We start from the raw sequence: 21545 nt of genomic DNA, 5'->3' as shown, positions 1-21545 counted from the left end.
TTGTCGGGCTGTCACCTGCTGACGGCCCGCACCACGCTGGATGACCGAGGCCGATGAGCAACCTGTCGCTGGATTTTTCGTCTGACTTCCGCCCGCTGGCGGCCCGGATGCGGCCGCAAAATCTCGACCAATACATAGGTCAGCAGCACATCCTGGGGGCCGACAAGCCCCTGCGCAAGGCCATATTGGCGGGGCACTGCCACTCCATGATCCTGTGGGGGCCTCCCGGCACCGGCAAGACCACGCTGGCCGAACTCATGGCGCACTACTGCCAGGCCGAGGTGGAGCGGCTCTCCGCGGTCACCTCCGGCATCAAGGAGATCCGCGCCGCCATCGACAAGGCGAAGGAGAACAGCTGGCGCGGGGTGCGCACCATCTTGTTCGTGGACGAGGTGCACCGCTTCAACAAGAGCCAGCAGGATGTGTTCCTGCCTCACATCGAAGACGGCACCATCACCTTCATCGGCGCCACCACCGAAAACCCCTCGTTCGAGCTCAACAACGCGCTGCTCTCCCGGGCCCGGGTCTATCTGCTGAAACGGCTGGAGGAAGACGACATCCTCGCCATGATCGATCAGGCCATGACCGATCCCCGTGGCCTCAATGATCCCAGCCTGCGTTTTGCCCCCGGGGTGAAGGAGGCGCTGGCGAAAGCCGTGGATGGCGACGGGCGCAAGTCCCTCAACTATCTCGAGCTCCTGGCCGACATGGCCGAGAGCAGTGGGGCCGGCCCTGATGGACGAGAGGAGCGAGTCATCGACAGCACCCTGCTCGCCGCCGTGGTCGGGGAGCACGTGGCGCGCTTCGACAAGGGCGGCGATCACTTCTACGACCTCATCTCGGCGGTGCACAAGTCCATCCGTGGCTCGGCACCGGATGCGGCCCTCTATTGGTATGCCCGCATGGTGAGCGCCGGCTGCGATCCCCTCTATATCGCCCGCCGTCTGCTGGCCATCGCCTCGGAAGACGTGGGCAACGCGGATCCCCGCGCCATGCAGGTGGCGCTGTCGGCCTGGGACTGCTTCCATCGCATCGGCCCGGCGGAAGGGGAGCGGGCCATCGCCCAGGCCATCGTCTACCTCGCCTGCGCCCCCAAGAGCAATGCGGTCTACACCGCCTGGAAGGCGGCGCTCCATGACGCCAAAAACCTGCCGGACTTCGAGGTGCCGCCGCATCTGCGCAACGCCCCGACCAAGCTGATGAGCGAGCTCGGCTACGGCGCCGAATACCGCTATGCCCATGACGAGCCCGGTGCCTATGCGGCGGGGGAGAGCTACTTCCCCCCCGAGCTCGCCGGCAAGCACTACTACCAGCCCACCGACCGGGGGCTGGAGAAACAGATCGGCCAGAAGCTCGATTACCTGCGCGATCTCGACCGCCAGAGCCCGCGCAAAAGAGACAAATAGCTTCCCGATTTGAACATTGGCATCCCAATCGATTGGATCGCCGAAGTTTGGCCTGCCTGCCCCCCCAAACTTGGTAAAAACGACAGCAATACGCCCTGTTCGGGCGGGGGGGCGGTCTGCTACACTGCCCCTCTGACCCCGTTTGTCTTGGCCTGGTGCCATCTTCTTGATTTTGAAGGCCCGATGTTCACGGCTCGATATTCAAAGACGACAGGGGTGCGCCAACCGATGTTAACTTCCGGATCTGTTTTCTCGCCAGGGCGGATAACCCAGGCCAGATCCCATTAAAAAAAGTAGGTAAACCATGCTGGATCCCAAATATCTGCGCAGCGATATCGCCGAGGCTGCCGCTCGTCTGGCGACACGTGGCTACGTTTTGGACGTAGCGGCTGTCAACGCTCTGGAAGAGAAACGCAAGGATCTGCAGTCCCGCACCCAGGAGCTGCAGGCCGAGCGCAACGCCCGCTCCAAGTCCATCGGTGAGGCGGCTCGTCGTGGTGAAGATGTGACCCCGCTGAAAGCGGAAGTGACCAAGATCAACGACGAGCTCGAGACCAGCAAGGTCGAGCTCGAGACGCTGCTGGCCGACATCAAAGCCATCTCCGACGCCATCCCCAACCTGCCGAGCGACACCACCCCGGTGGGTCGCGATGAGAACGACAACGTGGAAGTGCGCCGCTGGGGTACCCCGCGTGCGTTCGACTTCCCGGTGCGCGATCACATCGATCTCGGCGAAGCGGCCAAGGGCGTGGACTTCAAGAACGGCGTCAAGCTCTCCGGTGCCCGCTTCGTGGTGATGAAGGGTCAGATTGCCCGCCTGCACCGCGCCCTGGCGCAGTTCATGCTGGACCTGCACACCCTGCAGCACGGCTACACCGAGTGCTACGTGCCCTACCTGGTGAACCCGGACAGCCTGTACGGCACCGGTCAGCTGCCGAAGTTCTCCGAAGATCTCTTCAACACCGGCATCGAGGGTGAAGGGGACGACGAGGGCAAGCTGCGCAAGTTCTCCCTGATCCCGACCTCCGAAGTGCCGCTCACCAACATGGCCCGCGACGAGATCTTCGACGAGCAGGAACTGCCCATCAAGATGACCGCCCACAGCCCCTGCTTCCGCTCCGAAGCGGGCTCCTACGGTCGCGACACCCGCGGTCTCATCCGCATGCACCAGTTCGACAAGGTCGAGATGGTACAGCTGGTGCACCCGGAGCAATCCTGGGCTGCGCTGGAAGAGATGGTCGGTCACGCCGAGAAGGTGCTGCAACTGCTGGAGCTGCCGTATCGCGTGATGGCGCTGGCCACCGGTGACATGGGCTTCTGCGCCGCCAAGACTTACGATCTGGAAGTCTGGCTGCCGGCTCAAGACACCTACCGCGAGATCTCCTCCGTCTCCAACTGCACCGACTTCCAGGCGCGCCGCATGCAGGCTCGTGTGCGCATCGACGGCAAGCCCCAGTTGCTGCACACCCTGAACGGCTCCGGCCTGGCGGTGGGTCGCACCCTGGTGGCGGTGATGGAGAACTACCAGCAGGCCGATGGCCGCATCGCCATCCCGACGGCGCTGCAGCCCTACATGGGCGGCCTGAGCCACATCGGCTAAGCCCGCGCCGATAACGACAACGCCATGGCCCAGCCATGGCGTTGTGCATTCAGGCGCCGCTCAACCGTTTGAGTGGGGGTAAAGCCGTCTCCATCGGCTCCCCCTCGATCCGTTAACACAATTTTATCAAGCATTGCGCAATCGTTTTTGTTAGACTGCGCCGCAATTTCGCAGGACACTCGTTTCTATGGTCTGGATTGATTACGCCATCATCGGCATCGTCGGTTTCTCCGCTCTCATCAGCCTGGTGCGCGGCTTTCTCAAGGAAGCCATGTCGCTCGTCACCTGGTTCGTCGCCTTCTTCATCGCCAGCCATTTCTATCCCGATCTCGCCATCTACTTCACCTCGTTCTCGGACGATCTCGTGCGCAACGGCCTCGCCATCGCCGCCCTGTTCGTGGCGACCCTGATCCTCGGCAGCGTGGTGAACTATGTGGTGGGCCTGCTGGTGGACAAGACCGGCCTGTCCGGTACGGACAGGGTGCTTGGCGTCTGCTTTGGCGCCATTCGCGGGGTACTGATCGTCAGTGCCCTGCTGTTTTTTATGGACACCTTCACCGGTCTCTCCCAGAGTGACTGGTGGCTGGCGTCCAAGCTGGTGCCGGAGTTCAAGCCGGTGATCCAGTGGTTTTTCGGGTTCATGTTGAACTCATCGAGTTTTCTCCAACAGGTACAGTGACTTCGAGGTAGCAAAGACATGTGCGGTATTGTCGGTATAGTTGGCACCACCCCCGTCAATCAGGCCCTCTACGACGCCTTGACGGTGTTGCAGCACAGGGGACAGGATGCCGCCGGGATCGTGACCATTGACAGTGGAAACTTCCGGCAACGCAAGGCTAACGGCCTGGTGAAGGATGTGTTTGAAGTGCGCCACATGCAGCGGCTGCAAGGGAATATCGGCATAGGACATGTCCGTTATCCCACCGCAGGCAGCTCCAGTGCCGCAGAAGCCCAACCTTTTTACGTCAACTCTCCCTACGGCATGGTGCTGGCCCACAACGGCAACCTCACCAACGCCAAGGCGCTCAAGGAGCAGCAGTTCAAGGTGGCCCGCCGCCACATCAACACCACCTCCGACTCGGAAGTGCTGCTGAACGTGCTGGCCCACGAGCTGGACCTGTGCGACAAGATGGAACTGCGCCCGGAGGATATCTTCTCTGCGGTGCGCAAGACCCACCAGCAGATCCGCGGCGCCTACGCCGTGGTCACCCTGGTGATAGGCCACGGTCTCATCGGTTTCCGTGATCCCAACGGCATCCGTCCGCTGATCCTGGGTCGCCGCGCCGACGAGCAGGGCCAGGTGGAGTACATGCTCGCCTCCGAAAGCGTGGCACTCGACGCCATCGGGTTCGAGACGGTGCGAGATGTCGCCCCGGGCGAAGCCATCTACATCACCGAGCAGGGTCAGCTGTTCTCCGAGCAGTGTGCCGAGCACCCGCAGATGAGCCCCTGCATCTTCGAGTACGTCTATTTTGCCCGTCCCGATTCGTGCATCGACAAGGTCTCCGTCTATGCAGCCCGCCTCAACATGGGCCGCAAGCTGGGCAAGAAGATCGCCCGCGAGTGGGAAGATCTCGACATCGATGTGGTCATCCCCATCCCCGAGACCTCCTGCGACGTGGCGCTGGAAATCGCTCACACCCTGGACCTGCCGTACCGTCAGGGCTTCGTGAAGAACCGCTACATCGGCCGTACTTTCATCATGCCGGGCCAGACCCAGCGCAAGAAGTCGGTGCGCCGCAAGCTCAACGCCATCGGCTCCGAGTTCAAGGGCAAGAAGGTGTTGCTGGTGGATGACTCTATCGTGCGTGGCACCACCTCCGAGCAGATCATCCAGATGGCGCGGGAAGCCGGTGCGGCCAAGGTCTACTTCGCCTCCGCCGCCCCCGAGATCCGCTTCCCCAACGTCTACGGCATCGACATGCCCACCGCCAACGAACTGATCGCCCACGGTCGGGAAGTGGAAGAGGTGTGCAAGCTGATTGGCGCCGACGGCCTGATCTTCCAGGATCTGGAAGATCTGGAAGAGGCGGTGCGGGAGATCAACCCCGAGCTGCGTCACTTCGAGACCTCGGTGTTCAACGGCCACTACGTCACCTCGGACGTGGATCAGAGCTACCTGGATCACCTCAACGCCATGCGCAGCGACGACAACAAGGCCGTGCGCGAATGGCAGGAAGGCACCAGCAATCTGGAAATTTTTAACGAAGGCAGTTAAACGTTTTTCAGTCGGTCTAGACCGTAAATAAAGATGGGGGCCTTGGCCCCCATCTTTATTTCTGTTTTCTCTCTGTCATCTCAGGCCAGATCTTCCCCGTGGCTGGCGATCACCTTCTTGTACCACCAGAACGACTTCTTGCGCCTGCGCGCCAGGGTGCCCTTGCCGGCGTCGTCCCTGTCCACATACACGAAGCCGTAGCGCTTGCTCATCTCGCCGGTGGAGGCGGCCACCAGATCGATGCAGCCCCAGCTGGTGTAGCCCAAGAGCGGGATGCCGTCACCGATGGCGTCCCCCATGGCGCTGATGTGCTCGCGCAGGTAAGCGATGCGGTAATCGTCCTCGATCTCGCCCTGCTCATTCGGCTCATCGACGGCGCCCAGGCCGTTCTCCACCAGAAACAGCGGTTTCTGATAGCGATCGTACAGGGTATTCATGGTGATGCGCAGGCCGAGGGGATCTATACCCCAGCCCCATTCGCTTACCTTGATGTGAGGGTTGCGCAGGGACTTGACCACGTTGGCGGCGCTGGTGTTGCCCGCGTTCATCTCGGCGGAGGCGCAGCGGGAGGCGTAGTAGCTGAAGGAGACGAAGTCGACGGTGTGTTTGAGGATCTCGTCATCTCCCGGCTCCTTGATCAGGGTCACGCCCTTCTCGCGAAACAGGCTGGCGGCATAGGCCGGGTAGGCGCCGCGGGCCTGCACGTCGATGAACAGCAGGTTCTCCCGCTCCTTCTGGATCGCGGCCCACACATCCTCTGGCTTGCAGGAGTAGGGGTAGAAGTTGCCCCCCGCCAGCATGCAGCCCACCTGGTTGTGCGGGTTCACCTCGTGGGCAATTTGGGTCGCCAGGGCGCTGGCAACCAGCTCGTGGTGGGCCGCCTGATACTTCACCTGCTCCTGATCTTCACCCGCGTCGAACACCAGCCCGGCCCCGGAGAAGGGACTGTGCAGCATGATGTTGATCTCGTTGAAGGTGAGCCAGTACTTCACCAGGCCATCGAATTGCTCGAAGCAGGTGCGCGCGTAGCGGGTGAAAAACTCCACCATCTTGCGGTTGCGCCAGGAGCCGTACTCCACCACCAGGTGCATGGGCACGTCGAAGTGGCACAGGGTCACCAGCGGCTCGATGCCGTACTTCTTGCACTCCTCGAACACCGCCCGGTAGAAGGCGATGCCCTCGGGGTTGGGCGCTTGCTCGTCCCCCTTGGGATAGAGCCGGGCCCAGGCGATGGAGGTGCGAAACACCGTGAAGCCCATCTCGGCCATCAGCGCTATGTCTTCTTGGTAGCGGTGATAAAAATCGATGGCGTCGTGGCTCGGATAATACTCGTCGTCTCGCAGGGTGAAGCGCTGCTCCTGGCCGAGTTTCACCGCCATGCGGTTCGGGCCGTGGGGGATCATGTCGACCGTGGTCAGGCCCTTGCCTCCCTCACGGTAGCCCCCCTCCGCCTGGTTGGCGGCCAGGGCGCCGCCCCAGAGGAAGTCTCGGGGAAATCTTGCTAACGACATCTGTTACCTCTTGTCATGTCGGATGATGCGAATTCACAGGCTGGCGGCCGTCTTGACCTGCAGCGTCGGCACTGTCTCATCGGAGGCGGCCTTAGGGTGCTCCTCCTGCACCGGAATGTCTTCAAAGCCCATCAGCAGGGTGAGCACGAAGGAGAGCACCACAGAGAGCGCCATGACCCCGAACACCCAGGCGATGCTCATGGGGTTGGCCGGATCGAAGAACTGGACGCTGGTGAAGAGACCCGGTGCCGCCATGGAGTGGCTGGCCAGCCCGGCCATGCCGGCCACGGCGCCACAGATGAAGCCGCTGATGAGGCTGGCGATGAGCGGCCGTTTCAGGCGCAGGGCCACCCCGTAGAGCGCGGGCTCGGAGATCCCCGCCATGATGGCGGAGGCCGCCGCCGCCAGCGCGGTCTGGCGCAGCTCGGGGTTCTTGGTACGCCAGGCCACCGCCAGGGAGGAGCCGCCGAGGGAGAGGTTGGCGCCGATCTCGGAGGGCATCACCATGCCTTCCTTGCCGGTCTCGGCGATGGTCTGGATGATGGTCGGAGTGAAGACGCGGTGCATGCCGGTCATCACCAACAGCGGCCACAGGGCCCCCATGATGGCCACCGACAGCCAGCCGAGGTAGTCGTGGACTGTGTAGACCAGGCCGGAGATGGCGGTGCCGATCCAGATGCCGATGGGGCCGATCAGCAGGATGGCGAGGGGCGCCGCGATCAGCACGATCAGCATGGGTTTCAAGAAGTTCTTGGTCACCGCCGGAGTGATGCGGTCAACCCAGCGCTCTATGTAAGAGAGGCACCAGGTCATCACCAGGGCCGGGATGACGGTGTAGGTGTATTTCACCGCGGTGACCGGGATAAAGCCGAAGCTGACCTGCTCCCCCTGGGCGGCCCTGGCCATCAGCTCGATGAAGCTCGGGTGCACCAGCACGCCGGCGATGGCGAGCGACATGTTGGTCTTGAACTTGACCGCCGCCGAGGCGGCGACCATCAGGGGCAGGAAGAAGAAGGCGCCGTCGCCGATGGCGTTGAGGATGATGTAGCTGGGGGAGGTGACCTCCACCATGCCGCTCATGCTGAGCACCATGGCCAAAAGCTTGACCATGGAGCCGCCGATGATGGCCGGAATGAGCGGCGACATGGTGCCGATCAGGGCGTCGAGGATGCCGGCGCCGAGGCGCTTGAGGCTGAAACCGGCTTTCACCTCTTCTTGTGGTGCGCCCTGTGCGTCTTGTGGCAGTCGGGCGAGCACCTCGCGGTAGGCGTGGGACACCATGTTGCCGATGATCACCTGGCACTGGTTGTCATTGTTCACCACCCCCATCACCCCGCTGGTGGCTTTCAGGGCGGGGTTGTCCACTCGGCTTGCATCCTTCAAGACGAAGCGCAGGCGCGTCATGCAGTGGGTGACCGCGACGATGTTGTCCGCTCCCCCCAGGGCACTGACGACGGCACTGGCCAGGGCCGCATAGTTTTTTGACATCTGGTTTATCCTTTTTGACCAAGAGAGACCGGCCATAGCCCGCCAGTGGTGTGGGGATGGACGGTGTGAAACTGCATGTGTGGAACCGGTTCCACATAGAGTGCTCAGTTTCTTTCTGCGATACAAGATGGTCCCCCGATCATTGTGCAGATCCGTGAATGGGATCACTCAATGACCCCTCCTGCCTGCATTCTTGCTACGACAACCCCAGGCCGGTGCAGTACACTGCGGCCCGTCAAGCATAACGGGATGGAGCAAGATGACGACGATGCTGGAGGTGGCAAGGCGGGCAGGGGTGTCGAAGGCGACGGTCTCTCGCGTGTTGTCGGGCAATGGCTACACCAGCCAGGAGACCCGGGACCGGGTGTTCCAGGCCATCGAGGAGAGCGGTTATCGCCCCAACCTGCTGGCCAGACAGCTGGCGACCAAGAACACCCAGACCCTGGGGTTGGTGGTGACCAACACCTTGTATCACGGCGTCTATTTCAGCGAGCTGCTCTCCCATGCGGCGCGGATGACCGAGGATCGCGGTCGCCAGCTGATCCTGGCCGATGGCAAGCACAGTGCCGAGGAGGAGCGTCAGGCCATCCAGTATCTGCTGGATCTGCGCTGTGACGGCATCATCATCTACCCGCGCTTCCTGAGCGTCGAGGAGATGGACGAGATCATAGAGCAGCATCCCCAGCCCATCATGGTGCTCAACCGCAAGTTGCGGCGCCACCACCGCCATTGCGTCTACTCCGATCAACAGGCCGCCGCCGCGGCCGTGGTGGATAAACTGGTGGAGATGGGGCACACCGACATCGCCTTCATCACCGGCTCGGCGGATTCGCCGACCGGCATCGAGCGGCTGGCCGGCTACCGGCAGGCCCTGGCCCGTCACGGGATCCCGCTGCGCGACGAATTGATCGCGCAAGGCAAGTGGACCCCCGCCTGCGGCGCGGCCGGGGTCTCGACCCTGCTGGGACGAGGGACCAATTTCAGCGCCTTGGTGGCCAGCAACGACGACATGGCGATCGGCGCCATCAAGCAGTTGCACCAGGCTGGCATGTCGGTGCCGGAGCAGGTCTCCGTGGTGGGGTTTGATGACATCGCCCTGGCGCCCTACGTCATTCCTTCGCTGGCCAGCGTCAAGATGCCGGTGACCGAGATGATCCAGGAGACCATCAGCCGGCTGATCACCATGGTGGAGGAGGGGGAGGCCGGTGAGCCACCCTCCTTCAGCGGCAAGCTGATCCGGCGCGACTCCCTCAAGCGCCTGCTGGAGTGAGGCCATTCTTGTTCTATCAAGAGGTGCTCCACCAAGCGGTGCGCCACCAAGAGGTGGGCAGGCGGGGCGGGATCCGTTAGCATGAGCCCCCTTCGCGAACGCTGGCATATCAAGCCAAGCCTTATCAAGCCGCATCAACCTATGCCAATCAACGCCAACCAGAGAGTACAAGAGTTCAGATGGATGACCTGCTAGCCCCCGTTCGCCAGTTCCTGCATTGTGAGACCCCGGATGAGTGGGTGGAGATGGCGCGGGATCCCGCCCAGTTGCCGACCCTGCTCATCGATCACGCCAACTGCGAGAACAAGGCCGCCCTGACCGCTCACAGCCTGGTGCGCCGCTACTGCCTGCCCAAGGGCAAGCGTCACCTGCTGCCCAAACTCGAGTTTTACCGTGAGCTGGACGCCATTCCCGAGAAGGCGGAGATCCTGGGCAAGCGCACCATGGGGGAGATGGACAAGAGCGTGTTTGCCGAGCTGGAGCGCAATCCGCTGTTATTCCCCATGGTGCGGCTCATCCAGGAGGAGCTGCACCACTTCGAGCAGGTGCTGGAGTTGATGCAGGCACGCGGCATTGCCTACGGCCCGGTCAGCGCGTCACGCTACGCCCGCAGCCTGCTCACCCATGTGCGCACCTACGAGCCGGCCGCCGTGGTGGACAAGATGATCATCGGCGCCTACATAGAAGCGCGCTCCTGCGAGCGTTTCGCCAAACTGGCGCCGCACTTGGACGAGGAGCTTGGCCGCTTCTATGTCTCCTTGCTGCGCTCCGAGGCGCGCCACTACCAGGACTATCTGGCCCTGGCGGAGCAATATGCGGGGGAGGACATCAGCGAGCGGGTGGCCTTCTTCGGCGCCATCGAGGCCGAGCTCATCTGCTCGCCGGATCCGCAGTTCAGGTTCCATAGCGGACTGCCTGTCAGATTTGACAGTTGTTGAGCCAGCGGGGGCCACCTACTATCGCGGTGTTCCTACTACGAGCGACGCAATCATTTTTTTGAGCGCAATCCCCGGCTACTGATGCGACATCAGGCCGGGTTTTTTTTATGGCGCAGAAAGGGAGCAGGGTCGATGGCGCCATCGACCCGGGGATCAGCGGCGGTATTCGTTGTTGTAGTTCTGAATGAGGCGGCGGGTCACCTCGTGCTGGGGATCGGCAAACACCTTGAGGGTCTTGCCGCGTTCCACCACCCGGCCGTCGTGCATCACCAGCACCTCGTCGCTGATGTGGCTGACGATGCCCAGATCGTTGGCCACCAGCACATAGCTCAGCCCCATGGTCTCCTGCATCTCCAACAGCAGGTTGATGATCTGGGAGCGCACCGAGATATCCAGAGTCGACAACGCCTCGTCCGCCACCACTATCTTGGGGTTGAGGATCAGCGCCCGTGCCAGCCCCACCCGTTGTTGCTGACCGGCGGAGAGCATCTGCGGGTAGAAGAGCGCGTGATCCGCCAGCATGCCCACCATGCGCAGGGTCTGCACCACCTTGTCGCGGCGCTCCTCTTCGCTCATCTCGGTGTTGAGGCGCAGGGGCGTCTCCAGGATCTGGCCGACCCGAATTTTTCGGTTAAGAGAGGTGTTGGGATCCTGAAAGATCATCCGCAGCAGCTTGCAACGGGTCTGATAATCCCCGTGCACCAGGCGCTGGCCCTCGACGGCGATCTCGCCGCCGCTCGGCTCTATCATGCCCGCCAGGATACGGGCTAGGGTGCTCTTGCCGGAGCCCGCCTCGCCGACGATGGCCAGGGTCTGGCCCACGCCGAGATCGAACGAGAGCGGCTTGATGGCCTCCACCGCCTGGCGCCGGAACAGACCGGTGCGATTCTGATAGGTCTTGCACAGGCCTCTGACCTGTAACAGAGCGGGTTCGATCACTGTATTGGCTCCTTTATGGCGCAATAGGCTGCCACAGGCTGAAAACTGCTCATGTTGATGCTGTTGAATCGCTCCGGCTCGGCAGAATAGGATATCTGCACTCGGGGAACATCAAGGGTCAGCGATTGAGAATGGGCCCGGATCATTTCTTCGGCTCTTCCATGTTCAGCGGGAAGTGACAACTGAACTGATGGCCCTTGATCTTGCTCATCAGCGGCGTCTGCACGCACTGCTTCTGGGCATAGGGGCAGCGGGGGCCGAGCCGGCAGCCGATGGGCAGGTGTTGCAGCGGCGGTATCACCCCGGGCAGGGTCTCGAGCCGGGACTTGTGGCGCACCAGCTTGTCAAAGTCGGGGATGGATTTGAGCAGGGCATCCGTATAGGGATGGTGGGGGGATTCCAGGATCTGATCCCGGGTGCCCACCTCCACCATCTGGCCGCAGTACATGATGTTGATGGTGTCGGTCAGGTTCGCGATGGCGGCGATGTCGTTGCTGATGATCAGGATGGTGGTGTTGCCCAGCTTGTTCATCTTGTCCAGCAGCCGCAGGATCTGGGAGTGGGTGGTGGACTCCATGGCGCTGGTGGGCTCGTCGGCCACCAGCAGGCGCGGCTGATTGGCGATGGCCATGGCGATCATCACCTTCTGGCACATGCCGTCCGACAGCTCGTGGGGATAGGCCCGCATCACCTTGCGGTGATCCTTGACGCCGACTCTGTGCAGCAGGGCGATGGCCCGCTTCTTGCGCCACTGGAAGCGCTGCCAGAACTTGCCGACGAAGGCGCTGGTGGGGATGGCCTCCTCCAGCTGGGTGCCTATCTCCTCGGACGGATCGAGGCAGCTGATGGGATCCTGAAAGATCATGGCGATCTCCCGGCCCATGATGCGGCGCCGCTCCTTGGGGGCCATGGTCAGCAAGTCCATGTCGTTGAAGCGCATCCGGTCGGCGCGCACTATCCAGTTGTCCTTCTGGATGCCGACGATCACCTTGGCCACCAGGCTCTTGCCGGAGCCCGACTCTCCGACCAGACCGCGAATTTCCCCCTCGTTCAGGGTCAGGCTGACCCTGTCCACCGCCTTGACCTTGCCCTGAGGCGTGTCGATCTCGATGGTGAGGTTGCGTATATCGAGCAAGGGCATCAGTGGCGCTCCTCATGAGGCTGTGGCACGGCGGGTTGCATCGGGGAGATGCCGTCCTTGATGGTATAGAGCAACGGGATCATCAATCGTTCCCCTCTTTGAGCGCTTCGCGAATGCCTTCACCCACCAGTGATCGGTTGACCAGCACGCCGTACAGGAATGGGCAGGGGCCAAGGGTGAACATGTCTATCTTGGGCAGAGAGCGCTGCATCAATCGTTCCCCTCTTTGAGTGCTTCGCGAATGCCTTCACCCACTAAATTGGTCACCAGCACGCTGAACAGGATGGCCATGCCCGGCAGGGTCACTGTCCAGGGGGCCAGATAGATGAGATCGCTCGAATCCGCCAGCATGGCGCCCCACTCGGGCTGGGGCGACTGGGCGCCGAGGCCGAGGAAGCCCACCGCCGAGATGTCCAGAATGGCGGCAGACAGGGTGCGGGTGGTCTGCGCCACCAGGGTCTCGACGATGTTCGGCAGGATGGCCAGACGCATGATCCGCCAGGGGGGCGAGCCATCGAGGCGGCTGGCGATGATGTACTCCTTCTGCATCTCGGCGTGGACCGCGTTGTAGGTCGCCCGGATAAAGGGGGGGATGAGCGCCAGCGTGATGGCGATCAGGGTGTTGAACAGCCCTGGCCCCAAGATGGCGACCACAATGATGGCCAGCAGCAGGGAGGGGATGGAGAGCAGGGTGTCGAGCAGGTGGTGCAGCACGCTCGATTTGACCCCCTTGCTCATGCCGCCGAGGATGCCGATGGTGGAGCCAACCACGAGGGCAATCACCACCACCAGCAGGGCGTTGCCGAAGGTGAGGCGGGCACCCACCACCAGGCGCGAGAGGATGTCGCGGCCCAGATCGTCAGTGCCGAGGAAGTAGTCGATGTTGCCGGTGCTGGCCCAGGAAGGCTCAAGCAGCAGGCGGCTGCTGTGTTGATCGTCGATGCCATAGGGCACCACCAAAGGGCCCACCAGGGTAACCAGCAACAGCAGCACGAAACACCAGAGACCGGCCATGGCCAGCGGGTTGCGCCTATAGGAGGCCCAAGTCTGCTCCAGGGGGGAGAGGATCCTGAGCTCCGGGTAGATGTTCGATTTATCTTGCATGAGTCAGGCTCCAGCCCAGGTGCTGGACAGGTTTAGTCTTGTTTTGCATAGAGTTCTTTACGCCGTGCCGGATACATGATGGTGGTGAGCAACTCGGTGCTGACGCTGATGAAGATCACGAAGCTGGCCACCACCAGGAAGGCGCCCCGGATAGCGGCGTAGTCCTGCAGCGCTATGCTGTTGACCAGCCAGCGACCGATGCCGGGCCAGTCGAACACGAATTCGGTGATCATGGCGGAGGTGAGCACGCTGCCAAGCTGCAGGCCGAGCAGCGGCAGCACCGGTGGCAGGGCATTCTTGAGGCCGTGGCGCCAGACGATCTGGCGGCGGGAGAGGCCCCGGCTCGCCGCAGCCTTGATGTAGTTCTGCTTCATCACGTCGATGAGGGAGCTGCGCACGTGGCGGATCACCTCTGTGGTGGGCACCACCGCCAGCACCAGAGACGGCAGCACCAGATGGCGCAAGGCATCGTGCAAGGCGGCGTCACGCCAGGGTTCGTGACTCAGCAGCACATCGACGATGGCGATGCCGGTGATGGAGGGCACGTCGTAGAGCAGGCTGATCTGGCCGGAGGCGGGCAACCAGCCGAGATCCAGCGAGAACAACATCACCATCAGCAAGGCGAGCCAGAATACCGGCACGGCGTAGCCGATGAGACCGGCGGCCATGATGGAGAGATCGAGCCCGCGCCCCTGATAGAGGGCGGCCAGGGTGCCGAGCGGAATGCCCACCAGCAGGGAGATGGCGAAGGCCGCGAGACACAGGGTCAGGGTCGCCGGGAAGTAGTGACGAATTTCGTCCAGCACCGGCTGGCCGGAGACGCTGGAGAGGCCGAAGTCACCGGCGAAGATGCGCTGCAGGAAGTCCGGGTAGCCTTGCCAGATGTCCAGCGCCTGGCCGATGAGACGAAACTCCAGCAGATAGGTCGCCAGGGTCAGCACCAGCAGGGTGATGAGCAGCAGGGTGATGCGGCGCAGAATATAAAAGAACATGGTTATGCCTCCGCCCGCTGGCTGGCCGATGACCGGCAAGGCCGGTCAGGGATGGAATGGATATCGAACCGCATGCTCACTCCCGATGGGCCTGGTTGAAGGTGGTGCCACCGAAGGGCATCAGGGTCAGCCCCTCGATGTCGCTGCGGCTCACCTGGGTGCGCAGGGCATGGGCCAGGGGGATGAGTGGCAACTGCTCATTGAGCAGGGTCTGGGCATAGTAGTAATTGCGCAGGCGGAAGGCGAGCTGAGGGGTGGTCACCGCATCGTCCAGCAGCTGATCGAAGGCCGGGCTGCACCAGCGGCTGTAGTTGTTGCCCCGCTCGACGGCGGCGCAGCTCAGCAGTTGGCGGAAGAAATTGTCCGGATCGGCGTTGTCGGCGATCCAGCCGGACAGCAGGCTGTCGTATTGCCCCTTGGCGAGCCGGGTCTCGATGACGGGCCAGGCTTGCTGCACGATTTTCAGCTTCACCCCTATCTTGGCGAGATCGCTGCGCATCAGTTGGGCGGTCTTGAGGCCGTCCGGGTTGTAGGGACGGGCTCCCGGCTGCACCAGCACCTGCATCTCGAAGCCCTGCTCCAGCCCGACCTCCTTGAGCAGCTTGCGGGCGAGGGGCAGATCCGGCTTGCGCAGTGGCAGGGAGGGATTGTAACCCCAGGAGAGCGGCGGCAGCAGGCTGGTAGCGGGCTGCCCGGTTTCGAAATAGACCGCCTGCAGCAGGTTCTGCACGTTGATGGCGCTGGCCAGCGCCTGACGGACTTGCACCTTGTTGAAGGGGGCCTTGCGGGTATTGAGGGCCAGGAAGGCGACGTTCATGCCCGACTGCACCGACAGATTGAGGTGGGAGTCCTTGTCGATCACCGACAGCTGGCTGGCGGAGGGGGTGCTCATCACATCGCACTCGCCGGTCAGCAGCTTGGCGAGCCGCTTGGACGATCTGGGGGTGATGTCGTAGACCAGTTGCTCAATCTTGGCCTCACCGCCCCAGTAACCGGGGTGGCGCAGGTAGCGCACGAACTCGTTGTGACGGTACTCCTTGAAGCTGAAGGGGCCCGTTCCTATGGGGCGGCTGTCGAGCAGCTCGGGGGTGCCGGCCTTGAACATCTGCTCGCCATACTCGGCGGAGAGCACGATGGCGTAGTCGCTGGCCAGGGTCGCGAGGAAGGAGGCATCCGGCCGGTTGAGCTCGAACACCACCTCGTGGGGCCCGTGCTTGTCGACCCGCTTGATGAGGGAGGCCAGCCCCATGCTGTAAAAATAGGGGTACTCGCCGCCGGAGATGGCGTGGTAGGGGTGATGCTCGTCCAGCAGGCGATGATAGGTGAACAGCACGTCGTCGGCGTTGAACTGGCGCGAGGGGCTGAACCAGGGGGTGCGATGGAAGGTGACCCCCTTGCGCAGGCTGAGAGTGTAGGTCAGCCCGTCCTCGCTGCTGCGCCAGGCGGTGGCAAGGCCCCCCTCCAGGCTCAGGGTATTGGCATTGACCTCAAGCAGGCGATCGTAGAGCGGGCGGGCACTGGCATCCAGGGTCATACCCGAGTTGGCGAGCTGCGGGTTGAAGGTCTGGGGCGCCCCGTCGGCGCAGTAGATGAGCCCCGTCTTCGAGGCATCGTCTTGTTTCTGACAGCCGGTGAGTACCAGGAGACCGAGCAGCAGTGGTGTGAGCATTCTCATTGTGGAGCCATGTCTTCATGCGAAATGTGTTCATGCAAGGTTGCCCGCGGGAGGGCGGGCGCGTTGCGGGTGCCTGCCGGGCAGGGCATCCCGGAGGGATCAGCCGATCTCAGTGTTGCCATTGTTGTCATCCCCCTCGAGCAGCTGGTATTTACGTAACATACCCCTGAACTGGTGGTAGCTCAGGGCCAGCAGATCGGCCGCTTTGCGCTGATTATACTGGGATTGCTGCATCGCTTGCTTGAGTAAATTGACTTCGAACTCAGCGACCGTGCTCTTGAGATCCAGCGGCAGGGCGGGGGCCTGACGCCCCCCTGACGTCGCAGGTCCGGCTGAGTCGGTGGCCTGGGCCTCGGTCCGGGCCCGGGGGCGCCAGGGGGAATCGAAGGGATTGATCACCAGCTCCGCCAGCGGCAACTGCGGATTGCCCTGGCGATAGAGGCTGCGCTCCACCACGTTTTTGAGCTCCCGCACGTTGCCGGGCCAGGGGTAGTCCAGCAGCAGCTGGGTCGCCTTGCGAGAGAACCCGGCAAACAGCGGATAGCCCAGCTCCCGGGTCATGCTGTGGGCGAAGTGCTCCGCCAGCATCAGGATGTCGTCCCGCCGCTCCCGCAGGGGGGGCAGGGTGATGACGTCGAACGCCAGCCGATCCAGCAGATCGTGGCGAAACTGACCCCGCTCGGCCAGCGCCGGCAGATCCTCGTTGGTGGCGCACACCAGTCGCACATCCACCTTGAGCGGCTTGGCACCGCCCACCCGCTCGAACTCGCCATATTCGATGACCCGCAGCAGTTTCTCCTGCACCCGGGCGCTGGTGGTGGCCAGCTCGTCGAGGAACAGGGTGCCGCCATCGGCGCGCTCGAACCGGCCCTGATGGCGCTTGGCCGCACCGGTGAAGGCGCCCGCCTCGTGGCCGAACAGCTCAGTTTCCAGCAGGCTCTCGCTCAGGGTGGCGCAGTTGATGGTGACAAAGCTTTGATCCCAGCGGGCCGAGAGATAATGTAGGCGGTGAGCGATGAGCTCCTTGCCGGTCCCTCGCTCGCCGATGATCAGCACGGGTTTGCGCAGGGGCGCCAGTCGCGAGGTCTGCTCAATGATCTCGAGAAACGCGTTGGACTCACCCAACAGGCTTTCCGTGTCTGTGCTCATCCTGATACCCGCTCGTTGAAAAATCTGGTCAATCTTACCAAAAGTTAGTGATTTTTATCACCCGTTGTTCCGAGTGACTTGAAACTCATGAAGTGTGCCCATATAAATCAATGAGTTAAAATTCGTTCCAGATTGGCACACAAGTTGCCATTGTCAATGGAGAAACAACCCAATGCCCATCACAGGAGTAGAGTCATGAGTATTTTTTCCCGCCTGGCCGACATCATCAATTCCAATCTGACGGCCCTGCTCGACAAGGCAGAAGATCCCCAGAAGATGGTGCGCCTGATCATTCAGGAGATGGAAGACGAGCTGGTGAAGGAGCGCTCCAACCTGGCCCGCTTCCTCGCGAACCAGAAAGAGATTGGCCGCCAGGTCAGCCGCCATCAGGAGCGGGTGAACGAGTGGCAGGCCAAGGCCGAACTGGCCTTGACCAAGGGTCGCGACGATCTGGCCCGCGCCGCCCTCATCGAGAAGAAGAAACAGACCGAGCTGGCCGAGACGCTGGTGCGTGAACAGCAGGCGGTGGACAGCGGCATCGACAAGCTGGGCGACGAAATTCGCCAGCTGGAAGCCAAGCTCGAAGACGCCCGCACCCGCCAGAAGGCGATGGCCATTCGCAGCGAGGCGGCCAGCAGCCGTTTGAACGTGCAGAGCCAGGTGGCCCGTGGTGACAGCCAGGCCGTGGTCAGCAAGTTCGAGCGCATGGAGCGCCGCATCGACGAGATGGAGGCCCGCGCCGATCTCGGTCAGTCCGACAAGGCGCTGGCCCAGCAGTTTGCCGAGCTGGAGGTGGACGATCAGATCAGCCGCGAACTCGAGGCCATGCGCCAGAAGCTGGGCCAGAGCGACGCCACCAAGCAGGGGGAGTAACGAATGGAAGACATCATTGGCATATTGGCGACGCCGCTCATCGTCTTCATGGTGATAGTGGCCCCCATCTGGCTGGTGTTGCACTATCGAGCCAAGGGGCGGATCGGCGTCGGTCTCGCCGACGGTGAGCGGCAGCAGCTGGAAGGGCTGCTGGTGCGCGCCGAGAAGATGCAGGAGCGAGTGGGGGCACTGGAATCCATTCTCGATGCCGAGGTCCCCGGCTGGAGGAACAAGGTATGACGCTGTCAAATCAGACGAGTCGCAATCTCTACCGTGACCCCCAGCGGGGCAAGATAGCGGGGATCTGCGCCGGCCTCGCCGACTACTTCGGGGTGGAGATCTGGATAGTGCGGCTGCTGGCCATCACCGGCCTCATCTTCGCCGGCTTCATCACCTTCACCGCCTACATCGCGGCCTGGTTCCTGCTCGACAAGAAGCCGGTCACCCTCTATGGGGAAAAGGATGCCGAGTTCAGCGATCTGCGCATGAAGTCGCGCAGCTGGCAGGCGGGGGTGACGCCCCACCAGGCGCTGGGCCGCATCGCGCAAGAGCTGGATTCGCTCGAACCCAGAGTACAGCGCATCGAGAAGCTGGTGACCTCCAAGGAGTTCAACTTGCAACGGGAATTCAGCAAGCTGTGATGAGATGACCCATAGCGTCCCGGGCCAGGGAGGGCCGGGGTGCGACAACAGAGAGGATTGATCACGCCTTGATACGCAACAAGCTCGAACAGCAGTGGTCTGTGCTGCAGCACAAGGCCAATGAGGTGGTGAACCGGGTACGGGATCGCCACATCCGGCTGGCGGTCACCGGCCTGTCCCGCAGCGGCAAGACCGCCTTCATCACGGCGCTGGTGAACCAGCTGGAGCACGCGGCCATCGATGGTCGGCTACCCCTGTGGGATGCTCAGCGTCAGGGGCGGATCCTGGGGGCGCGCCGGGTGCCCCAGCAAAATGCCCACATTCCCACCTTCCCCTACGAGCGCGGGCTCGACTCCCTGTTTGGGGATCCTCCCGCCTGGCCGGAGCCGACCCGCGGAGTGGCCGAGGTGCGCCTCGAAATTCGCTATCGCACCCGCCATCCCCTGCGCAAGCACCTGGGGGAGATCTCCACCCTCTACGTGGATCTGGTGGACTACCCGGGGGAGTGGCTGCTGGACTTGCCGCTGCTCGAACTCAGCTACGAGCAGTGGAGCGAGCAGGTTGAGCAGCAGCTGCGCCGCCCCGAGCTGCAAGCGCTCGCGAGCAACTGGCTTGAACCGCGCTGGCAGGCCGAACAGCCCTTCGAGGAGCGACCCGCGAGCGAGCTGGCCGAGCGCTACACCGATTATCTGCACGCCTGCAAGCGTGAGCTCGGCCTGCACCTCATCCAGCCGGGCCGCTTCGTGTTGCCCGGGGAGTATGCCGGCGCGCCACTGCTGCAGTTCGTGCCCTGGGTGTGGGACAAGCCCACGGGCGAGCCCGCCGATGGCAGCCTCTATGCCACCTTCAAGCAGCGCTTCGAGCAGTACAAGCAGCACCTGGTGCAGGGCTTCTACGAGCAGCACTTCGCGGGGTTTGACCGCCAGATAGTGCTGGTGGACTGCCTGCAGCCCCTCAACGCCGGCGCCGCCAGCTTCGGCGACATGCAGCAGGCCATCGCCCGCATCATGGAGAGCTTCGCCTACGGCAAGAGCAACTGGTGGCGCCGGCTGTTCGCCCCGCGCATCGACAAGCTGTTGTTCGTGGCGAGCAAGGCGGACCACGTGACGCCGGAGCAGCACGGGCCCCTGGTCTCCCTGCTGCAACATCTGGTGAGCAGTGGCCGTGGCCAGGCCCGCTTCGAGGGCATAGAGACAGAATGCCTGGCGCTCGCCGCCATCAAGGCGACCGAGGTGGGCAAGGGGATCGCCAACGGCCGCGAGTTCCCCGCCATTCGCGGCACCAGCCTGGAGGGCGAGCCGTTGCTACTGTTCCCGGGGGAGGTGCCGTCCCATATTCCCCCCGCCCAGTGGTGGAACACTCAGGGCTTCGATTTTCAGGCGTTTCGCCCGCTGCCCATGAGTGCCCATCAGGCCTTGCCCCACATCCGGCTCGATGCGGCGCTGGAGTTTCTGCTCGGGGATCACCTCGAATAATCAGCTGGCCGATCGGCGGGTTAACCCCGTGGATCGGCGCGGAGGAAGATAAACGATGAACGATCAGACAAAACAACGCCCCCCGGCGCAGGGGGGGCCGCTGCAAGGCAAGGTGGTGCTGGAGCCGGTGATCCCGGTGGCGTCACAAGAGCCTGCTCCCGCCCCGGCCCAGCGGCTGGAGGAGGCGAGCTTCGAGCGGCTCGATGAGCTAAGCGACTTCACCGAGGTGGAGCCGGCCCTGACCATCAAGCCCCGCCGCCGTCACCGCCTGCTCGGTTGGGGACTGGGGGCGGTCGGCCTGCTGTCCCTCGGCCAGTTTGGCGCCTTCCTCTACGACCAGTTTGTCTCGTCCCCGCTCTGGGGCGGCGCCTGGTTGGTGGCGTCGGGCCTGGTGCTGGTGGGCACGGCCGGGGTGGCGGGGCGCGAGTGGTTGCGGCTGCGCACCCTCAAGCGACGCCAGGATGTGCGCTCCCGCGCCGAAGATCTGCTGGCTCGCCAGGGGGTGGGGCAGGGGCAGGCGTTTTGCGAGGCCCTGGCGACCAGGAGCGGTGACAAGGGGCGGGAGGGGTACAACCACTGGTTATCTCAGCTCGACGAGAGTCACAGCGATCGGGAGGTGCTGACCCTCTATAGCCAGCTGGTGCTGACCGAGCGGGACAAGCTGGCCCAGGCCCGGGTTGCCAAGTGGTCGGGGGAAGCCGCCGTGCTGGTGGCCCTGAGTCCGCTCGCCACCGTCGACATGATGCTGATGTTGTGGCGCAACCTGCGGATGATCGAAGATATTGCGGATGTTTATGCCATCGAACTCGGTTACTGGAGTCGTATTCAGCTGATCCGTCAGGTGTTTCGCAACATGCTCTATGCCGGTGCCACCGAGCTCGTCACCGAGGTGGGGATGGACTTGCTCGGCGCCGAGCTCACCGCCAAGCTGTCGGCCCGTGCCGCGCAAGGGGTGGGGGCCGGCCTGCTCACCGCGCGGCTCGGGCTGCGTACCATGGAGGCGTGCCGCCCACTGCCCTGGTGCGGCGATGAGAAGCCCAAGCTCGGCGAGCTGCGCAAGCGGCTGATCGGCCAAATTACGGGTTATCTCAGCAAGTCTTGAGTCCGCTGCAAGGGTGATGATGA

At 63.1% G+C, this 21545-nt stretch carries 20 protein-coding genes; 11 read left to right on the top strand and 9 right to left on the bottom strand.

Translation table 11 applies throughout. The features are described 5' to 3' along the window. Positions 1 to 53: 53 nt before the first annotated feature. The 4 genes from BN1124_RS02335 to purF all read left to right on the top strand — a co-directional run bounded on the left by BN1124_RS02335 (position 54) and on the right by purF (position 5224). A complete protein-coding gene (locus BN1124_RS02335; protein ID WP_042638682.1) occupies positions 54 to 1406 on the top strand; it encodes a replication-associated recombination protein A in 1353 nt (450 codons plus the stop codon). Between the two features lie 304 nt (positions 1407 to 1710). Beyond that, positions 1711 to 3006 carry a serine--tRNA ligase gene (gene serS, locus BN1124_RS02330; protein WP_042638680.1) on the top strand — a complete coding sequence of 432 codons (1296 nt, stop codon included), beginning with the start codon at positions 1711 to 1713 and terminating at the stop codon, positions 3004 to 3006. A gap of 187 nt (positions 3007 to 3193) precedes the next feature. After that, positions 3194 to 3685 (top strand): CvpA family protein, encoded by a 492-nt coding sequence (locus BN1124_RS02325; protein WP_033129614.1) that lies wholly within the window; start codon positions 3194 to 3196, stop codon positions 3683 to 3685. Positions 3686 to 3703: 18 nt separating this feature from the next. Then, positions 3704 to 5224 carry an amidophosphoribosyltransferase gene (gene purF, locus BN1124_RS02320; protein ID WP_042638678.1) on the top strand — a complete coding sequence of 507 codons (1521 nt, stop codon included), beginning with the start codon at positions 3704 to 3706 and terminating at the stop codon, positions 5222 to 5224. Between the two features lie 80 nt (positions 5225 to 5304). On the opposite strand, the gene BN1124_RS02315 is transcribed toward purF, so the two are convergent. Continuing rightward, the gene (locus tag BN1124_RS02315) at positions 5305 to 6735 is read right to left on the bottom strand and encodes a 6-phospho-beta-glucosidase (RefSeq protein WP_042638676.1); all 1431 of its coding nucleotides are present in this window, start codon (positions 6733 to 6735) and stop codon (positions 5305 to 5307) included. Positions 6736 to 6768: 33 nt separating this feature from the next. Further along, positions 6769 to 8223, bottom strand: a complete 1455-nt coding sequence (ascF, locus tag BN1124_RS02310) for a PTS cellobiose/arbutin/salicin transporter subunit IIBC (RefSeq protein WP_042638674.1) — start codon at positions 8221 to 8223, stop codon at positions 6769 to 6771. A gap of 259 nt (positions 8224 to 8482) precedes the next feature. Between ascF and BN1124_RS02305 the strand changes: the two genes are divergently transcribed. Beyond that, positions 8483 to 9493, top strand: a complete 1011-nt coding sequence (locus BN1124_RS02305) for a LacI family DNA-binding transcriptional regulator (protein WP_042638673.1) — start codon at positions 8483 to 8485, stop codon at positions 9491 to 9493. A 179-nt stretch (positions 9494 to 9672) separates the two neighbouring features. Continuing rightward, the gene (miaE, locus tag BN1124_RS02300; protein ID WP_042638672.1) at positions 9673 to 10431 is read left to right on the top strand and encodes a tRNA isopentenyl-2-thiomethyl-A-37 hydroxylase MiaE; all 759 of its coding nucleotides are present in this window, start codon (positions 9673 to 9675) and stop codon (positions 10429 to 10431) included. A gap of 153 nt (positions 10432 to 10584) precedes the next feature. Here the strand turns inward: miaE and BN1124_RS02295 are convergent, their stop codons facing one another. The 7 genes from BN1124_RS02295 to pspF all read right to left on the bottom strand — a co-directional run bounded on the left by BN1124_RS02295 (position 10585) and on the right by pspF (position 17431). Continuing rightward, the gene (locus tag BN1124_RS02295) at positions 10585 to 11370 is read right to left on the bottom strand and encodes a peptide ABC transporter ATP-binding protein (RefSeq protein ID WP_033129639.1); all 786 of its coding nucleotides are present in this window, start codon (positions 11368 to 11370) and stop codon (positions 10585 to 10587) included. Positions 11371 to 11512: 142 nt separating this feature from the next. Next, a complete protein-coding gene (locus BN1124_RS02290) occupies positions 11513 to 12511 on the bottom strand; it encodes a peptide ABC transporter ATP-binding protein (protein ID WP_042638670.1) in 999 nt (332 codons plus the stop codon). Positions 12512 to 12593: 82 nt separating this feature from the next. Then, entirely contained in the window at positions 12594 to 12722 is a 129-nt protein-coding gene (locus BN1124_RS21735; protein WP_269429037.1) for a hypothetical protein, read from the bottom strand. Continuing rightward, the gene (locus BN1124_RS02285) at positions 12722 to 13615 is read right to left on the bottom strand and encodes an ABC transporter permease subunit (protein ID WP_042638668.1); all 894 of its coding nucleotides are present in this window, start codon (positions 13613 to 13615) and stop codon (positions 12722 to 12724) included. Before BN1124_RS02285 ends, BN1124_RS21735 begins: the two co-directional genes overlap by 1 nt. 32 nt (positions 13616 to 13647) lie before the next feature. Beyond that, the gene (locus BN1124_RS02280; RefSeq protein WP_042638666.1) at positions 13648 to 14607 is read right to left on the bottom strand and encodes an ABC transporter permease; all 960 of its coding nucleotides are present in this window, start codon (positions 14605 to 14607) and stop codon (positions 13648 to 13650) included. Between the two features lie 76 nt (positions 14608 to 14683). After that, a complete protein-coding gene (gene sapA, locus BN1124_RS02275) occupies positions 14684 to 16276 on the bottom strand; it encodes an ABC transporter substrate-binding protein SapA (RefSeq protein WP_042638665.1) in 1593 nt (530 codons plus the stop codon). Between the two features lie 105 nt (positions 16277 to 16381). Next, positions 16382 to 17431, bottom strand: a complete 1050-nt coding sequence (gene pspF / locus BN1124_RS02270) for a phage shock protein operon transcriptional activator (protein WP_042638663.1) — start codon at positions 17429 to 17431, stop codon at positions 16382 to 16384. Between the two features lie 195 nt (positions 17432 to 17626). On the opposite strand from pspF, the gene pspA reads away from it, so the two are divergent. The 5 genes from pspA (at position 17627) to BN1124_RS02245 (ending at position 21522) form a co-directional block, all read left to right on the top strand. Then, positions 17627 to 18304, top strand: a complete 678-nt coding sequence (gene pspA, locus BN1124_RS02265; protein ID WP_042638662.1) for a phage shock protein PspA — start codon at positions 17627 to 17629, stop codon at positions 18302 to 18304. 3 nt (positions 18305 to 18307) lie between these two features. Further along, positions 18308 to 18544, top strand: coding sequence for an envelope stress response membrane protein PspB (gene pspB / locus BN1124_RS02260; protein WP_033129602.1), 237 nt, complete (start codon positions 18308 to 18310; stop codon positions 18542 to 18544). After that, the gene (gene pspC, locus BN1124_RS02255; protein WP_042638661.1) at positions 18541 to 18945 is read left to right on the top strand and encodes an envelope stress response membrane protein PspC; all 405 of its coding nucleotides are present in this window, start codon (positions 18541 to 18543) and stop codon (positions 18943 to 18945) included. Before pspB ends, pspC begins: the two co-directional genes overlap by 4 nt. 68 nt (positions 18946 to 19013) lie before the next feature. Next, positions 19014 to 20420, top strand: a complete 1407-nt coding sequence (locus BN1124_RS02250) for a YcjX family GTP-binding protein (protein ID WP_042638659.1) — start codon at positions 19014 to 19016, stop codon at positions 20418 to 20420. A gap of 55 nt (positions 20421 to 20475) precedes the next feature. Continuing rightward, entirely contained in the window at positions 20476 to 21522 is a 1047-nt protein-coding gene (locus BN1124_RS02245) for a YcjF family protein (RefSeq protein WP_042638657.1), read from the top strand. Positions 21523 to 21545: the final 23 nt, after the last annotated feature.

It is taken from the genome of Aeromonas eucrenophila (assembly GCF_000819865.1).
Lineage (GTDB): Bacteria > Pseudomonadota > Gammaproteobacteria > Enterobacterales > Aeromonadaceae > Aeromonas > Aeromonas eucrenophila.
This window is presented reverse-complemented; position numbering and strand designations above follow the sequence as displayed.

Coding starts and splice junctions, on each gene's coding strand:
- BN1124_RS02335 (WP_042638682.1), top strand. CDS start 54: ATGAGCAACCTGTCGCTGGATTTTTCGTCTGACTTCCGCCCGCTGGCG.
- serS (WP_042638680.1), top strand. CDS start 1,711: ATGCTGGATCCCAAATATCTGCGCAGCGATATCGCCGAGGCTGCCGCT.
- BN1124_RS02325 (WP_033129614.1), top strand. CDS start 3,194: ATGGTCTGGATTGATTACGCCATCATCGGCATCGTCGGTTTCTCCGCT.
- purF (WP_042638678.1), top strand. CDS start 3,704: ATGTGCGGTATTGTCGGTATAGTTGGCACCACCCCCGTCAATCAGGCC.
- BN1124_RS02315 (WP_042638676.1), bottom strand. CDS start 6,735: ATGTCGTTAGCAAGATTTCCCCGAGACTTCCTCTGGGGCGGCGCCCTG.
- ascF (WP_042638674.1), bottom strand. CDS start 8,223: ATGTCAAAAAACTATGCGGCCCTGGCCAGTGCCGTCGTCAGTGCCCTG.
- BN1124_RS02305 (WP_042638673.1), top strand. CDS start 8,483: ATGACGACGATGCTGGAGGTGGCAAGGCGGGCAGGGGTGTCGAAGGCG.
- miaE (WP_042638672.1), top strand. CDS start 9,673: ATGGATGACCTGCTAGCCCCCGTTCGCCAGTTCCTGCATTGTGAGACC.
- BN1124_RS02290 (WP_042638670.1), bottom strand. CDS start 12,511: ATGCCCTTGCTCGATATACGCAACCTCACCATCGAGATCGACACGCCT.
- BN1124_RS21735 (WP_269429037.1), bottom strand. CDS start 12,722: ATGCAGCGCTCTCTGCCCAAGATAGACATGTTCACCCTTGGCCCCTGC.
- BN1124_RS02285 (WP_042638668.1), bottom strand. CDS start 13,615: ATGCAAGATAAATCGAACATCTACCCGGAGCTCAGGATCCTCTCCCCC.
- BN1124_RS02280 (WP_042638666.1), bottom strand. CDS start 14,607: ATGTTCTTTTATATTCTGCGCCGCATCACCCTGCTGCTCATCACCCTG.
- sapA (WP_042638665.1), bottom strand. CDS start 16,276: ATGCTCACACCACTGCTGCTCGGTCTCCTGGTACTCACCGGCTGTCAG.
- pspF (WP_042638663.1), bottom strand. CDS start 17,431: ATGAGCACAGACACGGAAAGCCTGTTGGGTGAGTCCAACGCGTTTCTC.
- pspA (WP_042638662.1), top strand. CDS start 17,627: ATGAGTATTTTTTCCCGCCTGGCCGACATCATCAATTCCAATCTGACG.
- pspB (WP_033129602.1), top strand. CDS start 18,308: ATGGAAGACATCATTGGCATATTGGCGACGCCGCTCATCGTCTTCATG.
- pspC (WP_042638661.1), top strand. CDS start 18,541: ATGACGCTGTCAAATCAGACGAGTCGCAATCTCTACCGTGACCCCCAG.
- BN1124_RS02245 (WP_042638657.1), top strand. CDS start 20,476: ATGAACGATCAGACAAAACAACGCCCCCCGGCGCAGGGGGGGCCGCTG.